Source organism: Streptococcus sp. 1343 (genome assembly GCF_013277355.1).
GTDB classification, from domain to species: domain Bacteria; phylum Bacillota; class Bacilli; order Lactobacillales; family Streptococcaceae; genus Streptococcus; species Streptococcus pseudopneumoniae.
Map to the genome: position 1 here is coordinate 1 of NZ_VMMT01000103.1, position 13,535 is coordinate 13,535.

At 40.2% G+C, this 13,535-nt stretch carries 6 protein-coding genes and 1 pseudogene; 4 read left to right on the forward strand and 3 right to left on the reverse strand.

What is annotated here, in order from left to right:
- Positions 1-30: 30 nt before the first annotated feature.
- From HT709_RS11365 to HT709_RS11375, 3 genes are all read right to left on the reverse strand, one after another.
- Complete coding sequence (locus HT709_RS11365) at positions 31-6,093, reverse strand: YSIRK-type signal peptide-containing protein (RefSeq protein WP_172925786.1); 6,063 nt, start codon at positions 6,091-6,093, stop codon at positions 31-33.
- 414 nt (positions 6,094-6,507) lie between these two features.
- Positions 6,508-7,305: a Nif3-like dinuclear metal center hexameric protein gene (locus HT709_RS11370; RefSeq protein ID WP_023935965.1), complete on the reverse strand. Its 798-nt coding sequence runs from the start codon at positions 7,303-7,305 to the stop codon at positions 6,508-6,510.
- The gene (locus HT709_RS11375) at positions 7,292-7,969 is read right to left on the reverse strand and encodes a tRNA (adenine(22)-N(1))-methyltransferase TrmK (RefSeq protein ID WP_000624065.1); all 678 of its coding nucleotides are present in this window, start codon (positions 7,967-7,969) and stop codon (positions 7,292-7,294) included. The genes HT709_RS11370 and HT709_RS11375 overlap by 14 nt, the downstream gene beginning before the upstream one ends.
- Positions 7,970-8,315: 346 nt before the next feature.
- Between HT709_RS11375 and HT709_RS11380 the strand changes: the two are divergent.
- The 4 genes and pseudogenes from HT709_RS11380 to tnpB all read left to right on the forward strand — a co-directional run.
- A pseudogene (locus HT709_RS11380) lies at positions 8,316-9,554 on the forward strand (MFS transporter).
- Between the two features lie 212 nt (positions 9,555-9,766).
- The gene (locus HT709_RS11385) at positions 9,767-12,889 is read left to right on the forward strand and encodes a DEAD/DEAH box helicase (protein ID WP_138702206.1); all 3,123 of its coding nucleotides are present in this window, start codon (positions 9,767-9,769) and stop codon (positions 12,887-12,889) included.
- A 136-nt stretch (positions 12,890-13,025) separates the two neighbouring features.
- A complete protein-coding gene (locus HT709_RS11390) occupies positions 13,026-13,211 on the forward strand; it encodes a hypothetical protein (protein ID WP_031233524.1) in 186 nt (61 codons plus the stop codon).
- Positions 13,192-13,535: IS66 family insertion sequence element accessory protein TnpB (gene tnpB, locus HT709_RS11395; protein WP_172925787.1), on the forward strand; the 344-nt coding region annotated here is incomplete at its 3' end. The genes HT709_RS11390 and tnpB, both read left to right, overlap by 20 nt.

Sequence of the window (13,535 nt, forward strand, 5' to 3'; positions counted from 1 at the left end):
TGTTCCATCTGGTAATGTGACAGTTACGTCTCAATTGTCTTTTACAACTACGTTGGTGGCTGTTGGGTTAGCTTTCGAAACGGCTTCTTTAACTTTGGCTTTTTCGGCTTCTGTTAAATGCGCTGGGTCTGCTACTGGCGTTACCTCTACCTTAGATTTCTCTACGGTTTCTGTCGATGGAATTTCTTTAGTTGTTCCATCTGGTAATGTGACAGTTACGTCTCCATTGTCTTTTACAACTACGTTGGTGGCTGTTGGGTTAGCTTTCGAAACGGCTTCTTTAACTTTGGCTTTTTCGGCTTCTGTTAAATGCGCTGGGTCTGCTACTGGTGTTACTACCAGAGCTGTCTTGTCTGCTTTGTCGACTAACTGCTCTTTCGCTTTGTCTAACTTACCTTGCGCTTCTGTTACTTTTTCTTGCGCTTCTTGAACTTCAGCTGCTGTCGCATTGTCACCTTTAGCTAATACTGCTTTGGCTGCTTCCTTCGCTGCTGCAACATCTGCTTCTGCTTCTTTCTTAGCGGCTTCGTATGCTTGAATACTTTCTGGTGTCTTACCTTCTGTACTTACAGCTTCATCTAACTTCGATTTATCCTCAGTTAGTTTATTTTTCGCTGTAGTTGTCGCTGCGGTTGTTACGGCATCTTCTGCAGCTTTCAAGGCTGCTTTGGCTGCGTTTACTTTCGCTAGCTCTGCTTGTACAGCTTCTGGTGTCGCATTGTCGTCCGCTATTACTTTTTTCGCTGCTTCCACTGCTTTATCCGCCGCTTCTTTTGCTTTAGTATATGCGTCAACTTTGCTTTGTGGCTTGTCATCTGTAGTTGGTTGACTTGCTACTTCGCTTGCTAAGTCGTTATTCGCTTGCGTTAGAGCTATCTGGTCTGCTTTGTCGACTAACTGCTCTTTCGCTTTGTCTAACTTACCTTGCGCTTCTGTTACTTTTTCTTGCGCTTCTTGAATTTCAGCTGCTGTCGCATTGTCACCTTTAGCTAATACTGCTTTGGCTGCTTCCTTCGCTGTTGCAACATCTGCTTCTGCTTCTTTCTTAGCGGCTTCGTATGCTTGAATACTTTCTGGTGTCTTACCTTCTGTACTTACAGCTTCATCTAACTTCGATTTATCCTCAGTTAGTTTATTTTTCGCTGTAGTTGTCGCTGCGGTTGTTACGGCATCTTCTGCCGCTTTCAAGGCTGCTTTGGCTGCGTTTACTTTCGCTAGCTCTGCTTGTACAGCTTCTGGTGTCGCATTGTCGTCCGCTATTACTTTTTTCGCTGCTTCCACTGCTTTATCCGCCGCTTCTTTTGCTTTAGTATATGCGTCAACTTTGCTTTGTGGCTTGTCATCTGTAGTTGGTTGACTTGCTACTTCGCTTGCTAAGTCGTTATTCGCTTGCGTTAGAGCTGTCTTGTCTGCTGGTTTCACCACATACGTTACTCTTACGTTTTCTGTACTTTGATCTGTATAAGTAACAACAACGTCAAGAGTATGGTTCCCTACTGTAGTTGGATACTGTATTCCTTCTTTCAGTACAGCTGATGCTTTGTTAGCTACATCTACAGCAGCAAGTAACTCTGCATTTGTAGGATTTTCACCGATTACTTTTGTAATCGTCTTAGTCGTCGGAGCTGTGTGTTCTGGAATAGGATGATTTTGGTTATTTGCTTGAGATTCAACATCGCCATTTCCTCTAGTAGAGGCTGTTGTGATATTTGTATTCCTGTTCACTTTTGTATAGTCAAGCGTAACCTTACCATTTGCTAGACTGATACCATCTGGTAAGGTTGTTGAAGAACTCCAATTATTTCCTCGTTTAACCAGTGTTACTGTGGCATTGGTATTTTGTTTGTTCTTATAAGTTAAGGTCATTTTTTCTGCATCTGTCGGTAATGTAACTTCTACATCTCCATTTTGACGTGTAGCACTAGTTGTTGCACTCGGTTGTTCAAACTTAGCCTTAATTCGTTTAGTTTCTGAAATTTTCGTTGCGCTAGAAGCTTTTACCGCAACTTCCGTCCCGTCTTTTACTAAACTTTTTGGAAGGGTAAAGCTATTGCCACTAGCTGTAATTCCTGCAACAGCACTCCATCCTTGATCAGTTTTTCTAAAATGTTGTGTTTCTGAACGATTACTAGTTTGATTATGATAAGTCAAATCAAACTCAGTAGCTTCCTGCGGTACAGTAATTACAACCGAACCATCTGGTTGGGCTATACCACTTACATCCTCTAATCTTCCTAAAACCTTAGTAGTAGCTGCTATACTAAAGTCAGAGCCGTCCTTCTGCTGCTTAACTGTAACTGTTGAACCTGCTTCTGCTGTTTCAGCTTGGATTAGGATTTTGCCCAGTCCATTTTCATCATTTATAATCGAAATTGTGCTATCTGCATTGGCGTCATCCTTATTCCAGTTGCTACCAGTTTTAGTAAAACCAACAGTTTTTTCTTGTCCAGTAGCATTTGTATACGTAAGCATAACCTTAGTAGCTTCGTCTTGACCTACCATTGATGTTACCGTTAGAGTTTCTTTATCTTGTGAGATAGTTGGAGATTGAGGTGCTTGGACCGTCACTTTTGTAACCAAGTCATCTCGTGAGATAAACTTACTTTCTGATCCGTCCTGACTTGTAACAGTTGCATTTCCATCACTATCCACTGTAACAGTCGCTCCTGGGTTAGCAGCTTGTAGAGCCTTCTTAATCTTTTCAATATCTGAAGAATTTAGTTTCTCTGGATCGGTTACAGGTACTTTCTGCTCTGGGTTGACTAACGGTTTACGGTTCTTTGCAGCTTCTTTTTGCTCTTCTGTCAGCTCCAACAAATCTTTGTGGGAAATCAAGCCACTTGTTCCATCTGGTTGTACAACATAGGCATCTCCATTTTGCCCAACGTTTACAGTAGCACCAGGATTTTTCTCCTGAACCTTCTGAGTAATCTTCGTCAATTCCTCTTTGGTTAGCTTATTTGGATTAGCTACCTTCACTTTTTCAGTTGGTTTTTGGATTTCTTTTGGAGAAGTCGAATCATCTGCAGAATCTGCTTGCCCATTTTGTTTCACAAAATCACTGACAGCAGCTTCTTCCTCTTGTCCATCCGGTCTGGTCACCTGAACCTTACCATCATCTGTTATTTCAACTTTAAATCCTGGATTAGCATCTTCAATAGCTTTTTTTAGCTTATCTTTCTCGGTTTGATTTAGACTACTTGGATTTTCAACGGTAACTTTTTCTGCTGGGCTTACAAAGTCACGGCTAGCTTCTGTAGGAAGTTCTAGTTTAAGCGATTCTGATAGTGGTGATACAAGATAGTCTAAAACAGGTTCATCTGTACCTTCCTTAACCACTGCCGTAACTAGACGAAGTTCCTCATTCCCCACCAATTCTTGTCTATACTTATCAGGAGTAAAATCAACTGTTCCATCCGCCTTAACATCACCACTAGCAAGAATAGTATAGCCAGTAGCTTTTTTAGGCTTATTATCAGAAGCACCTGTGCCTACAGCATCCACATCATTCCCACCTTTAACCAAGAAGGTTTTCAGTTTTGCTTTATCAGGAATATTTGCTGCTTCTCCTTTTGTTCCAGAGTTTGCTTTGATGACCGGTTTTCCTGTAGTCTTTCCTTTCAAACTCTCAGCTGTTGTTGCAAAACTTGGTTTCGTAAATGGAATGTATAGATAGAGTTTTTCTGTCTTGGTTGTATTATCTGCGGTTGTAACCGTAACAGTAATTTGATGGATACCTGAATTGGTTTTGTTAATAGTTCCTGTTAATGACTTCTTGCTACTTAGGAAACCCTCAGGCTCCACTCCACCCTGAACCAAGCCCGTTTTTTCTAAATTAGTTACTTCAATATTTTTGATAGACTTACCACCTGGAACTCGAACCAGCACTTGTAGTTGTTTTTCAGTATAATTGTCACGATATAGTGCTTTATACTTACTTGTCTCCAAGCTAGAAGCTGCTCCGCCCTCTCCACTTTGTCCAAACCCAATACGAATCTGACTGCTATCGTAGTTGGCTACTTTAGCATCTGATGATTCAGACTCTAAGAGTGAAGTTCGCTTGCCTTCTGCAGTCAAATAAGACTGACCTGAAACACGTGACTTGACAGTATAAGAACCGTTTGTGATAACAACATTTTTGAAGGTTGCATTTCCATCATCACCAGCAATACTGGTTGCTACTTCTTTTCCGTCATGGTAGAGAACCATCTCTACACCTTTGGTTCCGTTAGTTGCAGTGATATCCTTTATCGTCCCTGCTTGCTTTTGCAAATCAGTCGTTAAACTTGGTTTTTTCGGTTTCACAACAAAATTTAACTGGACCATTTCACCAGAACCGTCAGCAAAGATTCGCTCTACAAGATAAGATTTCACTCCCGGAGTATTGACGATAGTCTTTGCAACCTCTTGGTTGTTTTCAACTTTGACACCATCCTTAAAAAGATTATAAGAAGTTGGATGTGATTCAGCATTATCCCCTACCTTATCCCTATTTTTAAAGTAGGATTCAAGGTCAATGCCTCCATCGCTTTTAGCAATTAAAGATGAAGAGGTACCTGGAGTTGTTGATACATTATTATTTTGCGGCTGCCAAATTTGCCCTTGTACAATCTGATAGTAGCCATTCCCTTCCAACTGAGCCGGATACTTCTCAGCCTGGTCTCCTTCACCGGCAGCTCTACCGTACCACTGATTGACTAGCAAGCGATTAACTGATTTCCCTGACAGCCTAAACCCTTTAACACCCAAGGCGTAATAGAGATTACGGAAAGTCGTATCTGTGGAAGTCGTCTCAAAGGTTAAATGGTAGCTATCATCACGTTCTCCGTCCAAAGAGAAGGTGTAGACTTTCTCGGTTTCATTTTTGATACCAGAGTATTTAGAAGCTGCTTTTTTCTCAACTTCAGTTGGGAAGTTTTTATCAGCATGGTAGTAGAAACCTTTCTGCACCCACCAGTTAACTTCTTCCTTGGCTAAGCCATCCAGACTATCCGTCCGATAACCATAACCTCCACTTTTTGCTGCCGCTCCTGTTGATGCAACAGTCCCCTGCTTTTCATCACTAATTCCATCAGCTGATTGTAAGGCCTTTAGGATTTGATCCTCTCCGTTACCTGCATCTCCACTAGTAGCAGTGGTGCCACCAGTCCTATGATCATAACGAGAAATAGTTACTGAGTTTGCTTTTACAGTGTGGTTTTTAGGTAGGGTAAACCAAAAAGTATTTGATAAGTAGTGGTGTGGACCCCGTCCTACTTTTCCCTTATTGATATCAATCTCCCATTTAAAACCAGTTTCTGTTTTCTTGACTATCCCGTGGATAAAATCTTTCGCTTCCGGAATACGAAACTCTTTTCCGTCCCAATATGCTCTTGAACGTTGCGAACCATAGACATAGGTTCCACGGGCATAAGGTGAACCTGCATGTCCATCTTCTAAAAAGTAGTTGATCCCATCTACATAAGCATTACTTGGCACAGCTATATAGCCTGAAGGAACTTCTTGTCTGCTTCCTCTTGAACGAGGTTGAATCGCTGTTGTCACCGGAGTGTTTAACGGTTGTTCATCCTGTTCTGTATCATCCTCATCATCGTCAAGTGGAATAGGGTCATAGTCAGACTGGCTGTCTTTGAGCACCCGAGGCTGAAGGACTCCAGTGCTGCTTGTTTTGGCTGCTATCGTGTCAGCAGATCCTGCCCTTTTCTCTCTCACCTGAGAACTTTCTTGAACAGACTCTGGCTGGCTAGAGTCTACTCCAGTAGTTTTAGGGGCAGCTACTGTCTGTCCTTGATTAGATCCTTCCGCTGACCTCCCTTGCCCTTTTATCTCCTTTGTGATCTTACCTTCAGCAAGTTGCTCAAGTACAACCTCCTTCAACTCTCCCTCATCCGACTCCTGCAGAGCCCCATCAGGGTTACCATCAAATCCAGCGACCACGTCATTAGTTGTAGCTGGAGTGACTGTCTCACTCGCTGCTACTGCACCGTTGGCAAAAAACATCAATGCGGCAACCGCAACACTGGCTGCACCAAAGTGGTACTTACGAATGGAGTAACGGAAGACCTTTTCTCTGTTAGACTTTCTAAAATCCATAACTCTTTCTCCTTAAAGATATGATTGAAGAGAACATGTCATTTTCCTCTTCAATTGACAATAATATTAAATAGCAACTTACGACTATTTACCCCACTATACCTCCTATGAAGAGTATACAGTCTAGTAGCAATTATACCACCCCCCCCCGAATTTTGCAAGGAAAAACATTTAATTTTTTCTGTTTTTAGAGTATTTTATGGCAAATTGTTATCTTTCTAATTATATGTATTGGATTTTTTGATTAAACTGCAAAAAACGAGGACTATTGTATTTTTTTATTTATAAAATTTCGGGTATAAGTTTTACAAAAAAATCCAGTCTCAACAATGTCTCAGAATCACATTTGTACTAGTGTAGTTTCAGTTTACCATAACTATACTAGTACAATTTTTCATTGTCTTCACCTTCTAACTAGATATGATGGAAAGGATTGGTCGATGCTTGGCTAGGTAAAATCTCTAGTTCCCAGCCTTTTTCCTCTTTCCATTGAGTAAGGAGTGCTGCGATTTTTTCCACAAACAGCACTTCGATATAGTGACCTGGATCCAATGCCAGCAAGCCATCAGACAACATATCCTGGGCAGTGTGGTAGTAAATATCACCAGTGATATAGACATCCGCTCCTTTAGCTAAAGCATCCTTATAGAATGACTGCCCGCTTCCACCACAGATGGCCACTCTTGAAATAGGTTTCTGCAAGTCATTCTCTTGATAATGCACCATTCGAAGACTATCTAGGCCGAATACTTGCTTGACATACTGGGCAAAGTCCCCAAAGGTCTGAGTCAGAACATTCCCAATACGTCCAATTCCACGTTCAGGACCTGTCTCCTGAAGATAAGTTATCTCCTCGATTCCTAGCATCTGACAGAACCAGTCATTGAGACCATTTTCAACGATGTCAATATTGGTATGGCTGACATAAACTGCAATGTCATGCTTGATGAGATCAATGTAAATCTGATTTTGTGGACGGCTAGCTACCAAATCCTTGATGGGACGGAAAATCGGCGCGTGCTTGACGATAATCAAATCCACACCCTTTTCAATGGCTTCAGCCACCGTTTCTTCACGAATATCGAGAGCCACCATGACACTTTGGATGTCCTTGTCCAAAGTGCCAATTTGCAGACCACGACTGTCTCCCTCTATAGAAAATTCCTGAGGGCAAAAGGCTTCATACACGTTAATTACTTCACTTGCTAGCATGGAGAACCTCCTTGATGGCTTGAATTTTATCTACTAGAACTTGACGTTCCTCCAGATTTTTTTCTGGAATTTGTCCGAGGGCAAACTCTAGCTTAACAGCTTCTTTTTGCCATTTTTGGACAAAGACTGGACTGACCTCTTTGCACAAGAAGGGGCCAAATCGAACATCACTTGCTGATAGCTTCATTTGTCCTGCTTCCACCACCAAAATCTCGTAAAACTTGCCAGCTTCTTCTAGAATGCTTTCTGCCACAATCTGAAAACCATTGTCTTGCAACCAAATGCGCAAGTCGTCTTCACGATTATTGGGCTGGAGAATCAAACGCTCTACGTTAGCTAACTTGTCCAAGCCTTCTTCTAAAATCCTAGCAATCAAACGGCCACCCATACCAGCAATGGTAATGACCGACACTTGGTCTGCCTCTTCAAAGGCTACCAAGCCATTGGCTAAACGAACCTGGATTTTCTCCTTTAACCCGTGACTTTCAACATTTTTGACTGCAGATTGGTAGGGCCCGTCCACCACCTCACCTGCAATGGCACTTTTGATTTGTCCTCTCTCAACCAACTCGATGGGCAGATAAGCATGATCACTTCCCACATCTAATAAAATGGCTCCCTGTGGTACAAAGGAAGCTACCAATTCTAATCTCTTTGAAATCATCTTCTCTCACTTTCCAAACTCTATTACCTCTTATTATACCACATTTCAATCCTCAACTTCCCAGTAATATAAGTACCTCTGGCGAAAGAAGTTTCAATGTCCTAAGGTAATAGATGGATTCACTTGAAATATTTTTCGGAAATTTACAGAATTGTCAAAAAATAGGTAATTTATTCAAAAATTCTTGACTTTATAAAAAATATACACTAAAATATATTTAGAAGATTAGAGGAGATAAAAGTTTCACTAAATTTTATATTTGAAGGTAGTATTTAGATAGGAAATTTAGTCAGACGAACCACGAATTTGCTCTATGCTTTCTAGAATTTATTATAAGGAGATTAATATGCATATTTTTCTTAAAAATCGAGCTTTTCGTCAGCTAACAGTGAATGAGTGGATTTCAAGTTTTGGAGACACTATTTTTACTTAGCTTTTATCAATTATGTCTCTTCTTATACGTTTGCTCCCTTAGCTATATTTTTGATCAGTCTGTCAGAAACTATTCCACAGGTTTTGCAACCTTTTTACTGGAGTTATAGCTGATTTTCAAAAAAATCGAATTAGCAAGTATATTTCTATCCTCTTTATCAAAGTCCTCCTTTATTCTGGAGTGACTTTGCTCCTGACAAGTACCGACTTCTCTCTCTTTTCTGTTTTCTTTATTTGCAGTATGAACTTGATTTCAGATACGATTGGTTTTCTTGCAGGATACATGCTGACACCGATTTACATACGGCTAATAAACGATGATATGACGGAGGCTATGAGTTTTAGGCAGTCCACGAGTTCCATTGTACGTTTGATAGGTAATCTCAGCGGAGGAGTATTTTTAGGACTGTTTAGCATTTCTACTCTAGCTTTTGTAAATGTTTTAACCTTTTTATTTGCCTTTCTAGGAAGTCTACTTATTCGAAACCGCTTGAAAAAAGAGGAAGAAAAAATCGAAGTTCCTCCTTATGTAGGAATGAGTAGCTTTTTCCAGCATTTGAAAGAGTCAATGAAATTATTGATGACTATGGGAGATGTCATGGTCTTGCTTTGGATTTTGTCCATTAGTCAAGCTGTTTTGATGATGGTAGAGCCTGTCAGTGCGATTCTACTGATTCACCATCCTTTTATGGATTTGTCAACAGGGCAAAGTCTGGCAATTTTGATAATGATAAGCCTTCTTCATGTTATTTTAGGTGGACTTCTGAGTGGATTTCTATCTAAAAAAATTTCTATTCGCCTGAATATTTATTGGAGTCTATTGATGGAGTCTCTCATTGTTATAGGTTTTCTACGTGGAAGTTTTTTACTTATTTTACTAGGAAGTGCAGGTGATGCTTTCTCGGCAGGAGTATTGAGTCCTCGCTTGCAAGCCATGATTTTTGGAATCATTCCTGAGGAGTTAATGGGATCAGTTCAATCCTCCATCAATGTTATCAACTTGCTTATCCCAGCTGTCCTATCCCTTGCTCTCGTATTTCTTGCAACAAGTGTTGGTCTTGAAGTTGTTGCCTTTGCTCTTATAATTTTACTACTTATAGCAGCCTATCTAGTTCACCAGATGAAAAACTTACCAAACCAAGAAGAAATTTAGCTAGAATGTTATAGATAGGTCAGTTTTCACTTGATAGTTTCTGTGGAATCGTAAGCTCCTTGTAATTGATTGTCGATATTACATACAACTATCTGGCAACTACAAATGTTTCCAATCCCTATCAAGATGCAATTTATATAAGATAAGTCTATTCTTTTCCTATAAAATCTGATAAGATAGAGGAAAGAATAATTAGAATAGAGGTTACTTCAATGGCGGTTCCCGATAGACTCCCTGCTCGTATGAGAATGGATGGACGAACTATTTTCCAACAGATAAAAAACTATTTTGATACTGAAAATAAAGAATATTTTAAGCACCCCAATACCTATGATGGTATTTCCATGCATCTGGAACCCAACATCCTGACCAGTATGGAGCACTTCGATTTGACTGGCTTTCATTGCGAATGTAAAGATTTCCAAAATCAGGGAGTCTGTAAACACTGGGTTGCCATGGATCTCTACTTTCGTAGCCTCCCCCAAGCTATTCAAGAACGCATTGGTAAAGCGAGTCATAAACCAAGTTTTGCCAGCCAACTGATTCCTACCTTGCCATCTGATGAACTCCAAGATGAACTGGTAGAAGAAAAAGCGGTGGCGCCTTCACTTTCCCTTCATGGACAAGTCGAAATCCGAAATCATAGCCTAGCATGGACCTTAAAACTACAGGTAGAACAGGCTTCTCGTACCTATGTTATCAAGGATATAGCTCACTTCATTTTTCTCATTTTCCAAGAGGAAGATTACTTTGTTTCACAGAAAATCGGGACAATCAGATTATCCTTAGATCAGTTTAATCAAGCATCCCAAAACCTACTCCTCTATATCAAAAAATATTTCATCGATAGAAATGAACATTCTTATTTCAACTTCAGTTATGGCATTAGCCCTAGAGATTGCGGACGCTATTTAGAGACTCCTGTTAGCTATTTAAACGACCTCGTCCCACTTTTTCAAGCTTTGGATGTCTTCCAATATGTAACCTCAAAAGCCGAATACCCTCTTATATTCTTAGATGATAGTCCCTTTATCCCGGAAGAGGAAATTTTTAAAGTTGTCAAGTCTAATAACCATTATGAAATCATCAATACAGCTTATTTTGGTTTCATTATTCAAGAAAAACTTTGGATTCGACACAATCACTTCCACATCATCAAAGAAGAACACCGTTACTTTTTGGATAAATTAGCTACTTGGATCTATCATTATCAAGAAAGTTCTCCTCTTATCTTTTCACAGGAAAATAAGGCTGAACTTATGCAAATCTGTAATATCATCTCAAACTATGTTCCTATCAGTCTTCCAGATGAATTACAAATCCATGACTTTATCCCCACCTTTGCCTTCTCCAAAACTAGAAATGAAATTGCCCTCAACATGGTGTGGTCCTTTGGAGAAAAACAAGTCCATTCTAAACAAGATCTCCTAACCCTCCCCTATACTTACCAAGCTAGCAAAGCTAGAAAAATCTATCATCAACTGCTTTCTGCTGGTTTCAAAGAGGAATTTCATAGTCTTTCCAAAATCAAAATCGTTGATTTCTTCCTAAAAGAACTACCCCGTTTTCGTACTCTGGGTCAAGTTCAACTAGATGAATCGCTTGAAAAACTCTTAGTGGAAGATCCTGCTGTCATTGACATTTTTGACGACGAAGGCTTCCTTTCAGTTCAGTTTGATTTTTCTACGATTTCAGAAGATGAGGTTGAAAAGGCTATCCAAGCTTTATGGAATCAAGAAAGCCACTACCAAACCAAGCAAGGAAAGGTTCTAGTCTTTGACGATGAAAGTCTCAAGGTTGCCCAAAGCCTCCAAGATCTTCGCGCTAAATTTTCAGACGGAAAAATCAAGATGCACAAATCTCGTGCCTTTAGTCTTTCTGAAACCTTCAAAGACAATGAACATGTCAATTTTTCTCGTGATTTCAAAAAGATGGCTTATGACCTGACCCACCCTGAAGAATTTGATATCAAGCCTTATGAAGTCAAGGCCAAACTCCGCTCCTATCAAAAAGACGGAGTCAAGTGGCTGAGTATGCTGGATCATTATCATTTTGGGGGAATCCTGGCAGACGACATGGGTCTAGGGAAAACCTTGCAAACCATCACTCTTCTGGAAGCCAACCTTAAACCAGACCAGAAAGCTCTTATCCTAGCTCCAGCCAGCCTTCTTTATAATTGGAAGGAAGAATTCCGAAAATTTGTACCTCACAAACAGGTTGAAGTAGCCTATAGTAGCAAAACTGAGCGTATCAAACAAATTGAAAAATCTGCTACTATCACTATTACAAGCTACCCATCTTTTCGTTCTGACCTTGAACACTATCAAAAGCAGTCTTACGACTACCTCATCCTAGATGAAGCACAGATGATAAAAAATAGTCAGACCAAAACAGCACAAGCTTTAAGAGAATTTGATGTCAAAACCTGCTATGCCCTATCTGGAACTCCTATTGAAAACCGTCTCGAAGAGATTTGGTCTATTTTCCAGATAGTATTACCAGGTCTCCTACCAAGTAAAAAGGAATTTTCAAAATTGTCACCTCAACTCGTTGCTAAACTGATTCAACCTTTTGTCCTGCGTAGGAAAAAAGACGAAGTTCTGACAGAATTACCTGAACTGAGCGAGCACCTCTACAGCAATGAACTCAGCAGTTCACAAAAAACGCTCTATCTAGCTCAACTTCGACGCATGCAAGAAATGGTTTCAGGAGCCAGCGCTGATGAGATTAAACGTCATAAAATTGAAATCTTAGCAGGACTAACCCGACTTAGACAAATCTGTAATACCCCTGCTCTCTTTTTAGAAGACTACAAAGGGGATAGTGGAAAAATGGACAGCTTATTCGAGCTCCTAGACACCATTCGTGAAAAAGGGTCACGACCACTTATCTTTTCACAATTCACCTCTATGCTTGATCTCATTGAGCAAGAACTAGAGAAAAAAGAAATGTCTCACTTTAAAATAACAGGACAAACACCTTCAGATAAACGTCAAGAAATGGTCAATCTCTTCAATCAAGGGGAAAAAGACTGCTTCCTCATTTCCCTAAAAGCAGGTGGAACAGGACTTAATCTAACAGGAGCCGATACCGTCATCCTCTGTGACCTCTGGTGGAATCCAGCAGTCGAGATGCAAGCCATCGGTCGAAGCCACCGCCTTGGCCAGACCAAACAAGTCGATGTCTATCGCCTTATCACACTTGGTACCATAGAGGAAAAAATCCAAGAACTCCAAGAAAGTAAAAAAGAACTCTTCAACACCGTTCTTGAAGGACAAGAAAGCAGAAGCAATTTGAGCGTTGATGATATTAAAGAAATCTTGGGTGTTGAATAAACGAAAAAGAACTAGAGTAACCACACTTAGTGGATTTATCTAGTTCTTTTGTAAGCGCGTCACAACAAGGTATCTATCATTCATGGAGCTCCTCCTGTATACTATTCGTAAAGTAAAACTATTGGAGGATATTTGAATGCCACAACCTATTGTTCCTGTAGAGATTCCACAATCTCGTCCTTTTGATTCTAAAAAGAGAAATGATATTCTGCTTAAAGTTCGTATTGGCAAGCTTGAAGTAAGTTTTTTTCAATCTCTCAATCTCGAAATGATAGAAGAGCTTTTGGATAAGGTGTTGCTCTATGACAATTCATCTATCTAGCCTAGGGCAGGTCTATCTCGTGTGTGGGAAGACTGATATGAGGCAAAGCATTGATTCACTGGCTTATCTGGTTAAAACCCACTTTGAATTAGATCCTTTCTCAGGTCAAGTTTTTCTCTTTTGTGGTGGACGTAAAGACCGCTTTAAAGCTCTTTACTGGGATGGTCAAGGATTTTGGCTACTATATAAACGCTTTGAGAACGGTAAGTTGACTTGGCCAAGTACAGAAAAGGATGTCAAAGCTCTCACACCTGAACAAGTAGACTGGCTGATGAAGGGCTTTTCTATCACTCCCCAAATAAATTCATCAGAAAGTCGTGATTT